Origin of the sequence: Microcystis aeruginosa NIES-843 (assembly GCF_000010625.1) — a bacterium.
In the GTDB taxonomy this organism is placed as follows: domain Bacteria; phylum Cyanobacteriota; class Cyanobacteriia; order Cyanobacteriales; family Microcystaceae; genus Microcystis; species Microcystis aeruginosa.
Genome location: NC_010296.1, coordinates 5,340,516 through 5,357,490, shown reverse-complemented (window position 1 = coordinate 5,357,490; position 16,975 = coordinate 5,340,516). Strand labels below are relative to the sequence as shown.

General features: G+C 41.4%; 20 protein-coding genes. 10 read left to right on the top strand and 10 right to left on the bottom strand.

Translation table 11 applies throughout. The features are described 5' to 3' along the window. The first annotated feature begins 75 nt into the window (after nucleotides 1–75). On the top strand, nucleotides 76–540 hold the full coding sequence (locus MAE_RS25390) for a VOC family protein (RefSeq protein WP_041804407.1): 465 nt from the start codon (nucleotides 76–78) through the stop codon (nucleotides 538–540). Here the strand turns inward: MAE_RS25390 and MAE_RS25385 are convergent. The 4 genes from MAE_RS25385 to MAE_RS31080 all read right to left on the bottom strand — a co-directional run bounded on the left by MAE_RS25385 (nucleotide 537) and on the right by MAE_RS31080 (nucleotide 4,101). Beyond that, on the bottom strand, nucleotides 537–1,304 hold the full coding sequence (locus MAE_RS25385) for a tryptophan-rich sensory protein (RefSeq protein WP_041804405.1): 768 nt from the start codon (nucleotides 1,302–1,304) through the stop codon (nucleotides 537–539). The two genes, MAE_RS25390 and MAE_RS25385, sit on opposite strands and share 4 nt — an antisense overlap. A 3-nt stretch (nucleotides 1,305–1,307) precedes the next feature. Then, the gene (gene fabZ, locus MAE_RS25380; RefSeq protein ID WP_012268022.1) at nucleotides 1,308–1,787 is read right to left on the bottom strand and encodes a 3-hydroxyacyl-ACP dehydratase FabZ; all 480 of its coding nucleotides are present in this window, start codon (nucleotides 1,785–1,787) and stop codon (nucleotides 1,308–1,310) included. A 276-nt stretch (nucleotides 1,788–2,063) separates the two neighbouring features. Beyond that, nucleotides 2,064–3,203 (bottom strand): SpoIID/LytB domain-containing protein, encoded by a 1,140-nt coding sequence (locus tag MAE_RS25375; protein WP_002796484.1) that lies wholly within the window; start codon nucleotides 3,201–3,203, stop codon nucleotides 2,064–2,066. Nucleotides 3,204–3,615: 412 nt separating this feature from the next. After that, entirely contained in the window at nucleotides 3,616–4,101 is a 486-nt protein-coding gene (locus MAE_RS31080) for a Coq4 family protein (protein ID WP_231859816.1), read from the bottom strand. 108 nt (nucleotides 4,102–4,209) lie between these two features. Here MAE_RS31080 and MAE_RS31075 point away from each other — a divergent pair, with 108 nt between their 5' ends. Then, nucleotides 4,210–4,404 carry a hypothetical protein gene (locus tag MAE_RS31075; RefSeq protein ID WP_173351046.1) on the top strand — a complete coding sequence of 65 codons (195 nt, stop codon included), beginning with the start codon at nucleotides 4,210–4,212 and terminating at the stop codon, nucleotides 4,402–4,404. Here MAE_RS31075 and MAE_RS25365 read toward each other — a convergent pair. The 6 genes from MAE_RS25365 to MAE_RS25345 form a co-directional block, all read right to left on the bottom strand. Beyond that, nucleotides 4,354–4,710 (bottom strand): type II toxin-antitoxin system PemK/MazF family toxin, encoded by a 357-nt coding sequence (locus tag MAE_RS25365; protein ID WP_012264523.1) that lies wholly within the window; start codon nucleotides 4,708–4,710, stop codon nucleotides 4,354–4,356. The two genes, MAE_RS31075 and MAE_RS25365, sit on opposite strands and share 51 nt — an antisense overlap. A 2-nt stretch (nucleotides 4,711–4,712) precedes the next feature. Beyond that, a complete protein-coding gene (locus MAE_RS25360) occupies nucleotides 4,713–4,964 on the bottom strand; it encodes a hypothetical protein (protein WP_002796481.1) in 252 nt (83 codons plus the stop codon). 71 nt (nucleotides 4,965–5,035) lie between these two features. After that, nucleotides 5,036–6,118: a photosystem II q(b) protein gene (psbA, locus tag MAE_RS25355; RefSeq protein ID WP_012264511.1), complete on the bottom strand. Its 1,083-nt coding sequence runs from the start codon at nucleotides 6,116–6,118 to the stop codon at nucleotides 5,036–5,038. 237 nt (nucleotides 6,119–6,355) lie between these two features. Then, nucleotides 6,356–6,529, bottom strand: coding sequence for a hypothetical protein (locus MAE_RS33880; protein WP_012268019.1), 174 nt, complete (start codon nucleotides 6,527–6,529; stop codon nucleotides 6,356–6,358). 70 nt (nucleotides 6,530–6,599) lie between these two features. Next, entirely contained in the window at nucleotides 6,600–6,842 is a 243-nt protein-coding gene (locus MAE_RS25350) for a hypothetical protein (RefSeq protein ID WP_012268018.1), read from the bottom strand. A gap of 70 nt (nucleotides 6,843–6,912) precedes the next feature. Next, nucleotides 6,913–7,203, bottom strand: coding sequence for a YiaA/YiaB family inner membrane protein (locus MAE_RS25345; RefSeq protein ID WP_002758035.1), 291 nt, complete (start codon nucleotides 7,201–7,203; stop codon nucleotides 6,913–6,915). Nucleotides 7,204–7,362: 159 nt separating this feature from the next. Between MAE_RS25345 and MAE_RS25340 the strand changes: the two genes are divergently transcribed. The 8 genes from MAE_RS25340 to MAE_RS25310 all read left to right on the top strand — a co-directional run bounded on the left by MAE_RS25340 (nucleotide 7,363) and on the right by MAE_RS25310 (nucleotide 16,714). Then, nucleotides 7,363–8,358 (top strand): hypothetical protein, encoded by a 996-nt coding sequence (locus MAE_RS25340; protein WP_012268017.1) that lies wholly within the window; start codon nucleotides 7,363–7,365, stop codon nucleotides 8,356–8,358. A gap of 220 nt (nucleotides 8,359–8,578) precedes the next feature. After that, nucleotides 8,579–9,670: an ISAs1-like element ISMae8 family transposase gene (locus tag MAE_RS25335; RefSeq protein WP_012268016.1), complete on the top strand. Its 1,092-nt coding sequence runs from the start codon at nucleotides 8,579–8,581 to the stop codon at nucleotides 9,668–9,670. A gap of 383 nt (nucleotides 9,671–10,053) precedes the next feature. Next, complete coding sequence (locus MAE_RS25330; RefSeq protein ID WP_012263965.1) at nucleotides 10,054–11,463, top strand: IS4 family transposase; 1,410 nt, start codon at nucleotides 10,054–10,056, stop codon at nucleotides 11,461–11,463. A 515-nt stretch (nucleotides 11,464–11,978) separates the two neighbouring features. Continuing rightward, a complete protein-coding gene (locus tag MAE_RS35490) occupies nucleotides 11,979–13,286 on the top strand; it encodes an ATP-binding protein (protein ID WP_012268014.1) in 1,308 nt (435 codons plus the stop codon). Then, nucleotides 13,287–15,512: a tetratricopeptide repeat protein gene (locus MAE_RS35485; protein WP_012268013.1), complete on the top strand. Its 2,226-nt coding sequence runs from the start codon at nucleotides 13,287–13,289 to the stop codon at nucleotides 15,510–15,512. Nucleotides 15,513–15,548: 36 nt separating this feature from the next. Then, a complete protein-coding gene (locus MAE_RS25320) occupies nucleotides 15,549–15,761 on the top strand; it encodes a hypothetical protein (RefSeq protein WP_012268012.1) in 213 nt (70 codons plus the stop codon). A 306-nt stretch (nucleotides 15,762–16,067) separates the two neighbouring features. Next, nucleotides 16,068–16,331 carry a type II toxin-antitoxin system Phd/YefM family antitoxin gene (locus tag MAE_RS25315; RefSeq protein WP_002796475.1) on the top strand — a complete coding sequence of 88 codons (264 nt, stop codon included), beginning with the start codon at nucleotides 16,068–16,070 and terminating at the stop codon, nucleotides 16,329–16,331. Then, nucleotides 16,328–16,714: a type II toxin-antitoxin system VapC family toxin gene (locus MAE_RS25310; protein WP_002734288.1), complete on the top strand. Its 387-nt coding sequence runs from the start codon at nucleotides 16,328–16,330 to the stop codon at nucleotides 16,712–16,714. Before MAE_RS25315 ends, MAE_RS25310 begins: the two co-directional genes overlap by 4 nt. Nucleotides 16,715–16,975: the final 261 nt, after the last annotated feature.

Here is a 16,975-nt window from a genome sequence, read left to right as displayed (position 1 = left end):
TTTCACTGATTACTGATTACTGATTACTGTTCACTGAAAAATCCCCCAATCCTTTACTGATAAATGATAACTAAAATGACTATTAGCCCTTCCGTAACCGCAAAAAAACTCAAAATCGGTCAACTGCGAAAAGTCCATCATATCGCTTTCAACGTCAAAGATATGGAGGCTTCTCGTCATTTTTATGGGGAAATATTAGGCTTAGAGGAATTAAAGGGGGAAAAAATTCCCAGTACCTTAAAAGAATTAGTTGCCCAGGGAAAAGTGGCCAATTTTATCACCCCCGATGGTACAGTAATTGACCTATTTTGGGAACCAGATTTAAACCCTCCCGACGACAATCCCGAAATCGCTTTTACCCGTGCCAACCATTTAGCCTTCGATATTGCCCCCGAATGCTTCGATTTTGCCCTAGAAGTGCTACAAAGTCAGGGAATTACTATTGCTAGTGGACCCGTGACCCGTCCGACTGGCAGGGGGGTTTACTTCTACGATCCCGATGGCTTTATCGTCGAAATTCGCTGTGATCCCGCATTTTAACGACTCAGAGGACGAAAACTGCCACTAAAAACCAGAAAAGTTAGGATAATCGCTAATATAATCGCCGTTATCGCAATTAGAGGCAGAGAAATCTGTTTAACAGCGATCGCCAAGAAAGCCCAGATAAACACCCCGATAAAAGCCCGATCTTTTCGGTTTAAACCGACTAAAATTGCGATTATCGCCCCGATAACCAGAATTATTACCGTCCAGATCCGGTCAGTTAGACCCCATGGCTGCCAGTCGATCCAATCTAGCACCGAAGCGACGTTGACAATCGTGGCTACGGTAATCCAAGCGAAATAGATACTAATAGGAGCATTAACCAATAAACCCTGTTTACGATTGACAATCAAGCGATTAATTTCTAAGCGGAGATAAAGCCGGATGAGAGAAATTAAAATGCCTAGCATTGCCAGTAAAGACAGGGTAAAAAAACGGGATTGAAAGAGAATTACCCAAAGAATCTGACAAGCACTAGCGATGGCTAATTCGTAGCCTAACCGACGCAAACGCGGTTCATTTTTATTGAAAGCCAAAGCTTGGTAAATTCCCAGACTAATTAAACCCAGATAGATTAATCCCCAGATAGCAAAAGCATAATTAGCGGGAATAATTAAGACATCTTGAAAAACTGTATTCGAGATAGCCCCGATATTTTCGCCGTTGAGAGGGAAAATATTAGCGAAAATATTGGTGATAAAAGCCCCTAGAATAGCAAATAAATTTAGTTCTTGTCGGAGACGATCTCGATCAAAATTCATAGGTCAATCAAAGATGGAAAACATCATTTCGCCCTGAGCGGCCAATTGCCCATCGACTCTTGCTTCCCCTTGCATTTTAGCAATTTTATTCATCTTGAAGGATAATAATTCCACCGTCATGATCAATTGATCCCCCGGCACCACAGGACGACGAAAACGGGTTTTATCAATGCCAGCGAAGGCAAAAAATTTCCCTTTCATCCCGGGTAATTGGGTCAAAATCACTCCCCCCACTTGGGCCATGGATTCAACAATTAACACCCCCGGCATCAAGGGACGATTGGGAATATGACCGGGAAAAAAAGGCTCGTTGATCGTGACATTTTTTAGGCCAACGGCCTTTTGACCGGGTACATAGTCAATAATACGATCAACTAGGGCAAAGGGATAACGATGGGGCAGTAGTTGGCGAATTTCCTCGACGGTAAAGGTAGTTTTTATGACTGGTTCCAACTCGGTTAAGGCTTCGGTAACGATGGTCATGCAAGTCAAAAATTACAAGTGAGATCAGACATTATCTCATAATCAGTTATCAGTTATCAGTTATCAGTTATCAGTTATCAGTTATCACTGATCAGATGAACGTAGGTTGGGTTGAAGCATGAAACCCAACGCCAGCATAGTTTACGCTACCGCTAACCCATCCTACAAATAATTGTGCCTCCCTACTTAGCTTAACCAATTAGGTTTTAGATTCGATCCTTGTTATCAGTGATCAGTTCACTGTTTACTGTTGACTGGAAATGGCTGACAGCCTTTTTAGTTGGGCATTTCAGTTAAACGAGCATTTTGATAATAATGGCCGAGAATCCGGTCATAAGTCACCCCTTGGTCAGCGAGGGAAAAAGCGCCCCATTGACTTAAACCGATCCCATGACCGAAACCGCGACCATTAATGGCAAAAGTACCGTTATCAGCTGAAATCGTGAATAGGGTACTACGCAGCTCGAGTATTCGCCGTAATTGGGTATCAGAGATTAATTTAGAGCCTTGATCGCCTACTACACGCATTCTAATCACTCGTCCGTGGGGAGTGGTCCTTTCGGGAGATAGCGATCGCACGCGACCGACACCACCGATTAAACGGCCTAATTCCCAGGCGCTAAAGTTTTTTGACCATTGGAATACCGGGGCGACTTGATCGTAATCGATGACACCGCGCAGGTAGGGTAAGGGGGAATTCCAAACATCCTCGACATTTTCCGTGTGGCCCCCAGAGGAGGAGTGAAACACCGCTAGAATCGGTTTGCCGTTGAAACTCATAATTTGTCCGGCGGTGGCCTTAACTGCCTCGTGGGTGCTAGTAAACTCGCTTTCTAGACCCTTATAAACTTGGGTGCGGGTGGTAGTATCAAGATCGTAGATGCGATTGCCGGAAGTATTCATTTGGTAGAGAGCATAGGTGCGCGCCGCCACGGATTGGGCTTTTAAGGCCTCTTGCGGCCAGGAGGGAATCGCCTCCGCACCGACGACACTATAGAGATATTCCTCTAAATCGACTAAATTTAGGGCTGTCACCCCAGAACCTTGCCGAATGATCCTTGTCCGTCCTCGATACCAGCGATCGTTAATCCAGACGTAACCATCATTCTCCGGTTCGATGAGCAATTGACTGGCCTGCCAATCGGCCAAACCCACCGCTTTTCCTCTGGGATTAGCATTGAGGGCATTCATGGCGGTCAATTCTCCTAGGACTCTCCCGGCCCCATCTTTCACCACAGCATCGGTGGAACTACCCACGGAGACGGCGCTAACACCTTTACTGATGGCAATGCGTAATTCGACAGCAGCTTGGACTGGAGCGATAATCAAAGCCCAAAACACTAGGATGAGCCAGCTATGGGCAGGCAGGCGCTGCAGGTAACTGCTCAGCAGCCTTGCTGTGTGTTTATTGGTCATGGGGATCGGACTCCTCACACAATCGATCGATAATCAATTTTACCCGGACTGGGATTTTTTTGCTACTCCGGTTCGGAAAAATTTTTCCCCTGTCACTTTTTCCCGATTGTCTGACAATTTTTCTGTCCTCTAGCCCCTGAATAGGCAAATCGTCTTATTTTCTCCGATTAATCGGGATTTATTCGGTTTAGTCGATTATTCTAAGTAGGGAGGCGTTAAAAATTATCATATGCCCCCCTTATCAAGGGGGGATTAAGGGGGGATCGGCACCCCCCTTATCAAAGGGGGATTAAGGGTAGGGTTGATTCATGAATCAACCCTACTATGAATAAACCCTAGGATTAAGGGGGGATCAAAGACAAAATCCATCCTCAATTTAATTATAACCACTTACTTAAGTAGTCCAGCAAAATTAATTTTCTAGGTTCGAGTGGACAATCGCCAATTCTTGCCGCCAAACTAGCAGGGGTTTCTCCCAAGCTAGTTCCCATTTTTGCGCCAAAAAAGGTCGAGTATTTTTGCCCAAATTATAGGCGGTGACAATCTCTTTCCAGAGAGAATGTAAGGAAAGTGGCGAAGAAAATAAAGCTCCCAATAATCCCCCTAAAATTATGACAATAGCTAGAGGGCGACGAGTTTGACTTAATTCAAAAGCTTTCAGTTGCAATTCTCCCATGCCATCGACACCAAAACCTGTTACTATATGCCAGATATCGTGAGTTTGCCGTAAGCGAAGCAGCAGATAATCTGTATCAGAATTTACCTGAATAGACCGATAAAAATTAGGATCAAAATTGAGCCTCATTAGGTGAGTAGCATAATGATAACCCTGGGAATCCTCTGGGAGTTTCAGCAGGGTTTCTAAACAGGGACTAGCGGCTAGATATCTTTGGGCAATTATTTGAGCGGTAGCTCGATCGCTTTTTTGGTTCTTCGGTTTGTGTTATGCAATGGACGGGAGTTATAAGGGGTGAAACCCTTATATAGAAAGACATTGCTTCGATTTTTGCCAATTGTTTTCAATCTAGAACGAGCTAATCAATTAAGTCCCTTGCCAGATAAGGATTTAGCCGATTTCTGCCCCCTGATCGAACCATACCAAGTAACGAAGAACCGCTTTTTTTATAATTTTATATTTTATAACCCCCTATTATTCGAGTTCTTGAGGTTCAATAACCAAATTAATTCCCTGAATAATTAATTTGATTTTTTCCCGAGAAAGTCTTCCGATAGACTCTGTTAAAAGACGCTTATCAACCGTGAAAACCTGCGAAACATTAACAACACTGGATTCTGGTAAATTCCCTTCACCCTCATTCAATAAAACATTACCAATAGCTTTTGCTCGTCTCAAATTGGTTGTTAATGGACACACAATAACCGTCCCAATTTGTGACTGATTCAGAGCATCATTTTGCACCACAACACAAGGACGAAGATAAGCAGGTTCAGAACCTTGTGGTTCTCCTAAATCAATCCAATAAATCTCTCCTTGAAAAATCGTCATATTTACTCAGATAATTGGCTTTGATGATGCCGTATTCGCTCTAACATTAAAGTTTCTGATTCGTCCAATCCATCACTATAAGCTTCATTCCAACTATCTATTAATCGTTGTTTAGTTGTTTTTTGATTATTCAATCCTAATTGTTGATGTAACTGCTCCAATAACCATTGTTTATCTTCAAGAGAACAGTCTCGTAACTTTTGTTCCAGTTCAATTATCAGAGAAGATAACATAAAATTGATTCCATTTAACATTGAGCTATATCATAATTCTAACAACAAAAAAGCACCCCCTCGCGGGAGTGCCTTTTCGTTCAGACTAGGAATTAACCATTGATAGCAGGAGCAATCAGAGCTACAGGAGCCTGTTCACCACTAGCCAAGTCTAAGGGGAAGTTGTGAGCATTGCGCTCGTGCATTACTTCCATACCGATACCAGCGCGGTTCAGCACATCGGCCCAAGTACCGATTACACGACCTTGAGAATCGAGAATCGACTGGTTGAAGTTGAACCCGTTGAGGTTAAACGCCATGGTGCTAACACCCATTGCCGTAAACCAGATACCGATTACCGGCCAAGCACCTAAGAAGAAGTGCAGAGAGCGGCTATTGTTGAAAGAAGCGTATTGGAAGATTAAGCGTCCGAAGTAACCGTGAGCGGCAACGATATTGTAGGTTTCTTCTTCTTGACCGAATTTGTAACCGTAGTTCTGAGATTCGATTTCCGTGGTTTCACGCACTAAGGAAGAAGTTACTAGGGAACCGTGCATCGCACTGAACAAGGAACCGCCGAACACACCGGCAACACCTAACATATGGAAGGGGTGCATCAGGATGTTATGTTCTGCTTGGAACACGAACATAAAGTTAAAGGTTCCAGAGATTCCTAAAGGCATACCATCAGAGAAGGAACCTTGTCCGATGGGATAGATTAAGAATACAGCAGTAGCGGCGGATACAGGTGCGGAGTAAGCAACACAGATCCAAGGACGCATTCCTAAACGGAAAGACAGTTCCCACTGACGACCGAGGTAGCAGAAGACACCTAGTAAGAAGTGGAAAATGACTAACTGGTAGGGACCACCGTTGTATAACCACTCATCTAAGGAAGCAGCTTCCCAGATGGGGTAGAAGTGGAGTCCAATCGCGTTGGAAGAGGGAACAACCGCACCGGAGATGATGTTGTTTCCGTAGAGTAGAGAACCGGCTACAGGCTCGCGGATACCGTCGATATCTACAGGAGGAGCGGCGATAAAGGCGATGATGAAGCAGGTGGTGGCGGTGAGCAGGGTGGGGATCATGATGACACCGAACCAACCGATGTATAAGCGGTTGTTGGTGCTGGTGATCCACTGACAGAACTGCTCCCACAGGGAAGCGCTCTCGCGCTGTTGTAGAGTGGTGGTCATTGGTTTATGATTCCTATTAAGTTATCGAGGTACGATTGATGATGTCTCTATCTTAGAGAGTTTGTAACGGTTTGTAAAGGGGGTTGACAAAAGTATTTCTTGTTGGGGTGATAAGGTGGGCTTATGTTCGGTTAGTTGGTCGAAGCGATCGATTTGCCGACGATAAACCATAAAGCACCTTTTCTTGTGAGACAGAGAATGCGGTTTTGCGTAGCGAGTGCTTTGCGTTGGCTCTACTTAGTGTTTTTTGTCCCGTTCGATCTTGCGTGCGATCGCGTCCAGCCTTGCTTTGATTCCGGTCATCCATTGGTTGAACTCGGCCGACTGCCGGTCGATAGCTTCCTTCCGTAGCCTTATCTCTTCGGTTGTTTTTTCGTGGGCTTCTAACCGGATATTTAATTCTGCAATCATCATTGCCTCAAGTATCTATTGGTTTGTTTATTTGTTAGGGAGGAGGAATCTCATTTGTGCAAGTGAGTAATTATACTTGTCGATGAAACTTGCTTCTAGCAAGGCTTTCAAAATAGCTTGACATAAAACTTAATTTAGGAGTTACAAAGGTGAGATGCTCCCGATCGCTTTTAACATATTGCCAAGATAATCGCTGTAACCAACTCTCTTTTAAGCCATCTTCAATATCATATACAGACAGAATGTTACTGGGATTTTGTAAAAGAGAAATTATTCCTTTGGTCACACCGATGAGATTAGTTGTGAATAGCATATAAACTCTCCTAAGTCAGAAAAAAGAGTTAGAATAATCGAAAAAACTGATAACCAATAACTGAGAAAAACTACTCCTTATAAGGATCGTACTGAGTCAAGATCCGTTCTAACTTTACTTCGTCAATGCGATTAATTAAGCGTTTAGATTCTTCGACATCGCGGACAGTTTTTGATAAATTAATGGTGGAACCGACGCTAAATAGTAAACCCATGCCTAAATAACCTTTAATCCACGGATCTACTGGTAGATAAATAACTCCTAAAGAAGTGGCAGAAATAGAGACAATAAAAGATAACCAAGTTTGAAAAATCCACGCTTGAGTATGACTGGGAGCAGTACCGTATTTTTTATCGTTCATAATCGTCTCCTAAATGTTTCTGGAACCATTCTGTCGGTTCTAGAGGTGCAACAACAATGAGCGCTATCTAGTAGGGGGAGGGTTGAGAACTTGGGTGAAGTGGGGTGAAGTGGGGTGAAGTATAAAGTATAATCGTTGTCAGAATCTAGGAGCAAAAAGATGGAGATTAAACATCTGAAAATTTGGTTTTCTTGGGAAAAACAAGAACAAATGATCGAGTGCTTGGTGGGGAGAGTGGGATTAACCCGGGTGCGTGCCACTTGTTTTCTGCGTCTCTGGATTTATGCGATCGCCAAGGAAGGACAGGCAAAACCCCCTTTATCCCAGTTAATTTTTCCCACCACTGCCATTATCTGTACCCATCGGCAAGCATCGGATTTATTTTATCAGGATCAGGATCAGGGCAGCGATCGCTCTGCCGGTATGATGTTAGATAAATTAGCAGCCCTTGGTTTAATTGAAAAAATTTTTGACGGCAACACAACCAGAATTAAAATCAAGCCAATTACGGGGATTTTAGAGCCTGATAGCTCAGAATCATCTGTAGAATTGCAATTAGATCAATTTAATCCCCGTTGTGATGCGATTCCTGTGGCTAACTTGCTGACACGCAATTATAACTGGATGAATCGCAATGCTGAAGCAATTCCCCATCGCATTTCTCGTCTGTTGCGGGGTTGGGCAAAAGATTACACCACAGGTATGCGAGTTTTGCGTCGGGTAGATAATCTTAATCCCGTCGGTTTTTATCTCCTCTATCCCACCGCAAACGAGTCGGAAGCGAATTTTTTTACCTCTCCTAACAAGAGTTTACATCTAAGTGCGATCAACGAACAGGATCCTTTTAAAATGGCATCCGTGGGAGATGAAAATTGTCTTTCGGTATTTATTCGCAGTTGGATGATCGATACTAATTATTTAGATAAATATCGTTTAATTTTTCTGCAAGATGCCCAAAAAACTCTCCAGAAAATGACATTAGATTTTCCTCATCTCTGCGATTTACATACTTTGATTATTCATCCCGATTATGAGAAATTAGCCGCCGCCTTGGGATTTCAAAAAACTATTCAGGAATCCCCAAACTCTATTTATTGGATGTATTTAGGACTCGATCGCTTTTTATCCCTAGATATGAGTGTAATTCAATTTTAATCGGGAGTGGGGAGTAGGGGGAAAAATCCATAACTGGGTTTTTGAAATTCGATCGAGAGTTAAGTAGGTAGGCGTTAAAAATTATCAGATGCCCCCCTTATCAAGGGGGGATTAAAGGGGGGACTAAGGGTAGGGCTGTTTCATTCTCCCATCAGAATATCAAAAGTAAAAGCGATCAATATCAGGTAAAATGATAAGTGACCGCCAACCTTTTAAATATATGTTGAGCTTAATAGAAAAACTGAAACAAGTCAAGGACTTTCGGAAAGATAAAGGAAAAAGACACCCTTTATGGATAGTATTAGTAGTAATAATACTGGGAACAATGCTAGGATACTCAGGTTATAGAGAACTAGGAGAGTTTGCTAAAAATAATCGGCACAGGCTCAGTAAAGAATTTAACATAATTCCAGAAAGAGTCCCATCCTATTCAACAATTAGAAGGGTAATGATGGGAGTTGACTGGCAGAGTTTGTTAAAAATGTTTAATGAATGGGCATTAGAAGAATATGGACAAAGAGATGATATAAATTGGCTAGGTATGGATGGAAAAAGTCTCAAAAACACCCGAAAGAATCCTAATAATGAACAACAAAATTTTATCATGTTTGTCTCATTGTTTAGTCAAGAAAGTGGATTAGTATTACACTTAAAAAGAATCGAAAACAAAAAAGGGTCTGAAATCGACGAAGGGCAAGCTATAATTGAGGATTGCTCTCTCCAAAATAAAGTTTTTACTGGCGATGCTTTACACTGTCAGAAAAAAACAATCAGCTTAATAGCCAAGAGTAAAAATGACTATGTTATCACCGTTAAAGGAAATCAGAAAAATCTTTATAAGCGAATACAAGACCTGAGTAATTCCTCAAAGCCAGAAAGTTGCTTTCTTGAACAAGATAATAGTCATGGACGAAAAATATCAAGAAAAATAGAAGTTTTTAAAGTGAGAAAAAATGAAAGACAAGGGTTTGAAAATCTGCGAAGAGTTATTAAAGTAGAAAGAAAGGGTAGTCGCGGGGATAAAACCTATGAAGAAACAGCTTACTATATCAGTAGCCTAACCGAATCCGCTCAAGTATTTGCTAAAATTATTCGAGGACATTGGAAAATAGAAAATCAGTTACATTGGGTAAAAGATGTAATTTTTGAGGAAGATAAAAGCGAGATAAGTGATTTTCAAGCGGCCAGCAATTGGTCAATTCTCACAACTATAGGATTGAATCTTTTCAGAGGTTTGGGTTTTCTCTCAATAACAGAGGGACAGAGGTGGTTAGCTGAACGTTGGGAAAAACTGATAGTTTTATCGACGTAAGAAGCAGAAAAATTAGCTAAATTAACAGGATGTACTCTCAGACAATTTCAAGAAAGATAGGCTTTTAGTGGCTTGGAAACAGGCTTTATCAATTTATTCATAATCAATATTGGCAGAGGATTAAAGATTAGTTATTGTCACTAACTCTTTTGATTAGAAAAAGATAAACTTGAGAATTTTCATTCAAATTTATTGACTCAAAATCAGCTGTAATTAATTTAAATGAAACAGCCCTAGGGACTAAGGGGGGATCGGCACCCCCCTTATCAAGCTATCCATTAGTCGGATCTTTCTTAACAAAAAGAGAAGAAACTTAAAAAAAGGGGAAACGATTGATAGGTATAGTTTTGAAAGAAGGAATTAAGGTGGAGGTAAGCAAAAAAATGGAGAAATGGGCAGCCCAAGAATTACAGTATGCAGACCTAGGGGACACCAGAAGAAAGAAAAGGTTAATCAGTATCGTGGAAAACTTGGCCAGTCAACCTAGTACAAGTGTGCCACAAGCTTCAGGAAATCTAGCCGCAGCGAGTGCCACCTACGACTTTTGGAATTCCCCCTATTTTCACCCCTCAGATATAATTGCCGCCCAGGCCAAAAGTACAGTAGAAAGAATCAAAGAACATCCAATAGTTTTGGCAGTGCAAGACACAACAAGTTTAGACTTTACGACGCAAAAAGCCAAAAAAGGCATGGGTTATCTAGATTATAAAAAATCCTTTGGTCTCAAAGTTCATACCACCTTAGGAGTGTCCCCAGTCGGAATACCTTTAGGACTGATTAATCAATATGTCTGGGCAAGAGAAGAAAAGAATTTAGGGATTGCCAAGCAACGCAAAAAAAGAGAAACCCAAGAAAAAGAAAGTCAAAGATGGTTAGATTCTTTGTCAGAAACACAACAACAGATACCCGAAGATATTCAAGTAGTAACAATCGGAGATTGTGAGGCAGACATATTTGATTTATTTGCCCAATCAAGAAGTCCTAACTCTCATTTATTAATTCGAGGAACTCATAACCGAAAAGTTAACTATCTCGAAGACAAGCAAAGGTCAGGGCATTCAGAGCCTAAATATTTACATCAATCCATCAGAGAAATAAAAGCCTGTGGGACCTTAGATGTGCAAGTAAAACGCAATCCTAATCACGAGGCTAGACTAGCTAAACTAACAGTTAGATTTGCCAGTTTTGAAATACAAGTACCTAGCCATCACTCCAAGGCGACCCCTCGTCAACCGGTCAAATTACAGGTAATTTTAGCTGAAGAAGAAAATCCGCATAGCGGAGTTAATCCTATCAGTTGGCTGCTCTTAACTAGCCTAGACATTAGTAGCTTTGAATCAGCGATAACCTGTGTGCGCTGGTATAGTTATCGCTGGTTAATAGAACGCTATCATTTTGTTTTAAAAAGTGGTTGTGGATTAGAAAAACTGCAATTAGAAACGGGTAGGAGAATTGAGATGGCCTTAGCTACCTATTCAATTGTAGCTTGGAGATTACTTTGGTTAACCTATCAAGCACGCTTACACGGAGAGGAGAGTTGTGAAAGTTTTTTGGAAGAACATGAATGGCAATCTTTGTGTGCCACTATTCATAAAAAGAGTCCGCCACCTGAAAAGCCGCCCTCCTTTCGAGAAGCGGTCAGAATGATTGCTTCTCTTGGGGGGTTTTTAGGTAGAAAAGGTGACGGTGAACCTGGTGTTAAAACTATTTGGTTGGGACTGCGAAGGTTACATGATATCAGCCAGACTTGGAAACTATCTCATCAAATTAGTCCCCCTATAGAACCCCCTTGAGCCATCTGGCACACTTTTCTCTTTTTGTCAAATTTTATGTTAAGAAAGATGTGACTAATGGATAGCTTATCAAGGGGGGCAGGGGGGATCGAACCTAAAATCTATTTTTAATTTAATTATAACCAGCTACTTAGTCGTAATATTAAAAGCGGATTTGGTATAAATCTTCTTTTGTGGGATTTTTAAAAGCTAGATACAAACTAACTTTTCGATGCGGTGCAAAGTTGGCATTCATACCTTAATTCAGTAACACCAATACTGTTAGCAAGGAACGAAACCCAACCCGACAGCAGCTTTTGTCAAGGATTGTTAAGATGTGCTTACCCTGTAGTTATCGATTCTTGCCTGTGGCAATATGTTGGTAATAGGGACTTACAAGCAGCTAAAATTTGCCTTATCATGGCGAGGAGGAAGAATATTCTCACCGGTGAAAAGAAGTCGAATTAATTTTCTACAAATCTTTAGACACACATTCCGCAATCTCAAATCGAAAATCTCAAATCTAAAATAGGCTTATGTGGAATTCTATAATACAATTCTATCAAACTAATAAAGACTGGATTGACAATCTCCTCTCCGGTGCATTAGTGACTGTTGTTCTGGCAATAATCGGTTTCATTTGGTGGTATCGAGAGCAAAAACGAAAAGTCCGAATCATTGAACCGTCCTTACCCTTTACGAAAATTGCCCCCAATAGCAATGTAATCCCGATTATCTACAAAAGGGATGAAAAGGATAAATCTCCTTTAGCGGATCATAATATTATTTACCAACACCGAATGGCTGACCGAAACTTTACTAACGAACTTCTGCAAAATCTGGAGGAAAATCGCTGGTTAATTATTCTCGGACCCACAGGAATCGGCAAAACTAGAGAAGCTGCTGAAGTAGCGCAACGCTTGAATCATGAAGGCTGGACGGTATTAGTATTAAAATTAGGAGAATGGTTAGAGCGACCTGAAAATAACCAATTAGAGGCAATTGGAACAGATAGAAAATTACTATTTTTCCTCGACGATCTTAACTCATATATGCGCCGCAGTTTGGAAGTAGAACAAAATCCCCAAGCAAAAGATAGTCCTCTTGCGGCGATTAATATTCCCTTACAAGAACGACTATTAAAAACCCTAGAAGCTTATGAAAACCATTGTACTCGTCCCGAAGAAGTGCGAGTAATTGCCACTGCGAGAGATGAAAAAGAACCCGAATTACCGGGACAACCGAGTGAATGGGATAAGTTACAGTGGAATAAATACCCAAAACTGTGGAACCGTTTTCACTTGGTAGAATTGCCATCACCGGAAGACGGTGCAATTGTCGAATTATTGCAGGATACTATCCCGCAAACCAACATTAAAGCCGAAACTGACTACAGCAGCATTGCTGCCTGTAATGATTCTACCTTTCGCAATGTGGTAGAAAATTTAGTGCGCCTCGACAACCGACAATTACCCCTCAATCCTGCCAACTATCAAGCTACTCTGCGAGGCAACTGGCAAAAACGTTATCAGGATGCAATTAAAAGGGATACTCTGGCGAAATATATCTATGCTGCGGTGGATTTGTTGCGCCAGTGTAATGTTTCCTTAGAACCGTTTATTGTTGAACCCACTGCCAGATTTATCGCCAAGGGAAATATGTGGCAACAACTCTGGTATCGCTGGAAAATCAAGCAAAGTTTGGCTGATTTAATTGCCAGAGAAAACATTTTAGAACCTCGCGACGGACAAATTGAAGCCAAGGGAAAGCAGGTAGAATTAAATGACTATCTGCGTCCTCTAAAACAGTTAATTTGGCAGTTATTTAAACAAAAACCAGAGTAAATGTTGCCCTCTCTAGCAGGATTTACTCTTAAACTATATGAATTAAAGCGCTATCAAGATGCCTTAAAAGGGTTCAACCGTCTAGTTAGTTTGCTACCTCAATGGGAAGACGGTTGGTTTTATCAAGGTACTACTTTTGATTATCTCGAACAATACCAAGAAGCGATCGCATCCTACGATCGAGCTTTAGAAATTAAACCCGATTACCATGAAGCTTGGTACAACCGAGGGGTTGCGTTAGGTAATTTAGGCAGATTTGAACAAGCGATCGCATCCTACGATCGAGCTTTAGAAATTAAACCCGATGACCCTGATGCTTGGAACAACCGAGGGAATGCGTTATATAATTTAGGCAGATTTGAACAAGCGATCGCATCCTACGATCGAGCTTTAGAAATTAAACCCGATTACCATGAAGCTTGGTACAACCGAGGGGTTGCGTTAGGTAATTTAGGCAGATTTGAACAAGCGATCGCATCCTACGATCGAGCTTTAGAATTTAAACCCGATGACCCTGATGCTTGGTACAACCGAGGGGTTGCGTTAGGTAATTTAGGCAGATTTGAACAAGCGATCGCCTCTTACGACAAAGCTTTAGAATTTAAACCCGATTACCATGAAGCTTGGTACAACCGAGGGATTGCGTTAGGTAATTTAGGCAGATTAGAAGAAGCGATCGCATCCTGGGATCGAGCTTTAGAATTTAAACCCGATGACCATGATGCTTGGAACTACCGAGGGATTGCGTTAGCTAATTTAGGCAGATTTGAAGAAGCGATCGCATCCTGGGATCGAGCTTTAGAATTTAAACCCGATGACCATGATGCTTGGAACTACCGAGGGATTGCGTTAGCTAATTTAGGCAGATTTGAAGAAGCGATCGCATCCTGGGATCGAGCTTTAGAATTTAAACCCGATGACCATGATGCTTGGAACTACCGAGGGATTGCGTTAGGTAATTTAGGCAGATTTGAAGAAGCGATCGCCTCTTACGACAAAGCTTTAGAATTTAAACCCGATTACCATGAAGCTTGGTACAACCGAGGGATTGCGTTAAAGAATTTAGGCAGATTAGAAGAAGCGATCGCATCCTGGGATCGAGCTTTAGAAATTAAACCCGATAAGCATGAAGCTTGGTACAACCGAGGGGTTGCGTTAGGTAATTTAGGCAGATTTGAAGAAGCGATCGCATCCTACGATCGAGCTTTAGAAATTAAACCCGATAAGCATGAAGCTTGGTACAACCGAGGGGTTGCGTTAGGTAATTTAGGCAGATTTGAAGAAGCGATCGCATCCTACGATCGAGCTTTAGAAATTAAACCCGATAAGCATGAAGCTTGGTACAACCGAGGGGTTGCGTTAGGTAATTTAGGCAGATTTGAAGAAGCGATCGCATCCTACGATCGAGCTTTAGAAATTAAACCCGATAAGCATGAAGCTTGGTACAACCGAGGGGTTGCGTTAGGTAATTTAGGCAGATTGGAAGAAGCGATCGCATCCTACGATCGAGCTTTAGAATTTAAACCCGATGACCCTGATGCTTGGTACAACCGAGGGGTTGCGTTAGGTAATTTAGGCAGATTTGAAGAAGCGATCGCATCCTACGATCGAGCTTTAGAAATTAAACCCGATAAGCATGAAGCTTGGTACAACCGAGGGGTTGCGTTATATAATTTAGGCAGATTGGAAGAAGCGATCGCATCCTACGATCGAGCTTTAGAATTTAAACCCGATGACCCTGATGCTTGGAACAACCGAGGGGTTGCGTTAGGTAATTTAGGCAGATTTGAACAAGCGATCGCATCCTACGATCGAGCTTTAGAATTTAAACCCGATGACCCTGATGCTTGGTACAACCGAGGGAATGCGTTAGATGATTTAGGCAGATTGGAAGAAGCGATCGCATCATATGATCGAGCTTTAGAATTTAAACCCGATTACCATCAAGCTTGGTACAACCGAGGGAATGCGTTAGATGATTTAGGCAGATTGGAAGAAGCGATCGCATCCTACGATCAAGCTATTAAAATTAATTCAAATTCTGCTAATGCTTACTACAATAAAGCTTGCTGTTATGGCTTACAAAACAATGTGGAATTAGCTATCGAAAACTTACAACGCGCCATCAATCTTGATGTCGAATATCAGGATATGGCGAAAACGGATAAAGATTTTGAGCAGATTCGGGGAGATGAGCGGTTTCAGAGTTTCCTAAATCGAGTATAATAATATATATTTGTATTTTAGCTAAGGAGATATTCTATGACTAACACCTACACAGCTATCATTCAGCCAGACGGAGATTGGTGGATTGGTTGGATAGAAGAAATTCCGGAAGTTAACTGTCAAGAAGCATCTCGTGATCAGTTATTAGAAAGCCTAAAAATTACTCTTAGTGAAGCATTAGAATTGAATAAACAGGAAGCAATTGCCGCTACTAGGGGAAACTACCAAGAAGAGAAAATTGTTGTATGAAACGCAAACAGTTTATCGATCACGTCCTGTAGGGGCGAAGCATTCGGATAGGAAATCTACGGTTTCAGCGATAAGTTATTGCCCGAATGCTTCGCCCGTACTTTTTCAGCAAGTCCTAGCCATTCTTGGTGGTTTAACCCCCAATTAAATAAAAGATCTGCGATTCCAAGACATACCGGAGTGATAATTATCACAATTGGGCAATTCAGCAATGGGAAAAAGTTGCCAAACCTTTATTAACTTGTGAGGCAGTTATCACTGAATCCTGTTTTATTTTGTGAAGTAAATAAAGAGAGAAAATTATTCATGTCAAACAAAACTATTGATCTCAATCAAGTACAGTTAACTTTACAAGAACTACTTGCCTTAATAAAGGTAGATACTGAAATTATTATAACCGAAGGAAACAAGCCTGTAGCTCGTCTAATTCCTTGGGGAGATACTGAAAAAACAACGTCTGAAACTCCTTCTCCTAAGTTACGACAACCAGGACTACACGCTGGAAAAATTGGGACTAGCGAAGATTTTGATGAGCCACTTCCTGAAGAATTTTGGACAGGTGAATCATGAAATTTCTTTTAGATACCCATACATTTATTTGGTGGGATAGCGAACCAGAAAAACTCTCTCAAAGAGCTTTAGAACTGTGTAGAGATCCTAGTAATACGCTATTACTTAGTATTACAAGTATTTGGGAAATGCAAATCAAACTACAACTAGGTAAACTATCACTCAAGATACCTTTAGCAGAAATGATTAATACTCAGCAGGAAACTAACCAAATTGGACTTTTATCAATTACAGTCAGCCACGTTTTAGCTTTAAATACTTTACCTAACATCCATAAAGATCCATTTGACCGCTTGTTAGTTGCTCAAGCTAATCTTGAAAATGCTAGACTGATTAGCCATGATTCAATATTAGCAAAATATCCTGTTCAGATAGATTGGTAGATAGGACTTGCTGAATAAATGTTAAATATAGACGAGGTAAGAGTTTTAGGGTTCTGTTTTGCTCTCACAGGTGCAAGATTTTGAGAGAATCGTCGTTCAAAACCTTGCGTCTTCATCGGCCCGCGTCCTGTAGGGGCGAAGCATTCGGACAATAACCTATCGGTGAAACCGGAGATTTTCTATCCGAATGCTTCGCCCGTACTTTTTCAGCAAGTCCTAGCCATTCTTGGTGGTTTAACCCCCAATTAAATAAAAGATCTG

Excerpts from the sequence above, each read along its gene's own strand:
- MAE_RS25390 (WP_041804407.1), top strand. The coding sequence starts at position 76 with ATGACTATTAGCCCTTCCGTAACCGCAAAAAAACTCAAAATCGGTCAA.
- MAE_RS25385 (WP_041804405.1), bottom strand. The coding sequence starts at position 1,304 with ATGAATTTTGATCGAGATCGTCTCCGACAAGAACTAAATTTATTTGCT.
- fabZ (WP_012268022.1), bottom strand. The coding sequence starts at position 1,787 with ATGACCATCGTTACCGAAGCCTTAACCGAGTTGGAACCAGTCATAAAA.
- MAE_RS25375 (WP_002796484.1), bottom strand. The coding sequence starts at position 3,203 with ATGACCAATAAACACACAGCAAGGCTGCTGAGCAGTTACCTGCAGCGC.
- MAE_RS25365 (WP_012264523.1), bottom strand. The coding sequence starts at position 4,710 with ATGACGATTTTTCAAGGAGAGATTTATTGGATTGATTTAGGAGAACCA.
- MAE_RS25360 (WP_002796481.1), bottom strand. The coding sequence starts at position 4,964 with ATGTTAAATGGAATCAATTTTATGTTATCTTCTCTGATAATTGAACTG.
- psbA (WP_012264511.1), bottom strand. The coding sequence starts at position 6,118 with ATGACCACCACTCTACAACAGCGCGAGAGCGCTTCCCTGTGGGAGCAG.
- MAE_RS33880 (WP_012268019.1), bottom strand. The coding sequence starts at position 6,529 with ATGATTGCAGAATTAAATATCCGGTTAGAAGCCCACGAAAAAACAACC.
- MAE_RS25350 (WP_012268018.1), bottom strand. The coding sequence starts at position 6,842 with ATGCTATTCACAACTAATCTCATCGGTGTGACCAAAGGAATAATTTCT.
- MAE_RS25345 (WP_002758035.1), bottom strand. The coding sequence starts at position 7,203 with ATGAACGATAAAAAATACGGTACTGCTCCCAGTCATACTCAAGCGTGG.
- MAE_RS25340 (WP_012268017.1), top strand. The coding sequence starts at position 7,363 with ATGGAGATTAAACATCTGAAAATTTGGTTTTCTTGGGAAAAACAAGAA.
- MAE_RS25335 (WP_012268016.1), top strand. The coding sequence starts at position 8,579 with ATGTTGAGCTTAATAGAAAAACTGAAACAAGTCAAGGACTTTCGGAAA.
- MAE_RS25330 (WP_012263965.1), top strand. The coding sequence starts at position 10,054 with ATGGAGAAATGGGCAGCCCAAGAATTACAGTATGCAGACCTAGGGGAC.
- MAE_RS35490 (WP_012268014.1), top strand. The coding sequence starts at position 11,979 with ATGTGGAATTCTATAATACAATTCTATCAAACTAATAAAGACTGGATT.
- MAE_RS35485 (WP_012268013.1), top strand. The coding sequence starts at position 13,287 with ATGTTGCCCTCTCTAGCAGGATTTACTCTTAAACTATATGAATTAAAG.
- MAE_RS25320 (WP_012268012.1), top strand. The coding sequence starts at position 15,549 with ATGACTAACACCTACACAGCTATCATTCAGCCAGACGGAGATTGGTGG.
- MAE_RS25315 (WP_002796475.1), top strand. The coding sequence starts at position 16,068 with ATGTCAAACAAAACTATTGATCTCAATCAAGTACAGTTAACTTTACAA.
- MAE_RS25310 (WP_002734288.1), top strand. The coding sequence starts at position 16,328 with ATGAAATTTCTTTTAGATACCCATACATTTATTTGGTGGGATAGCGAA.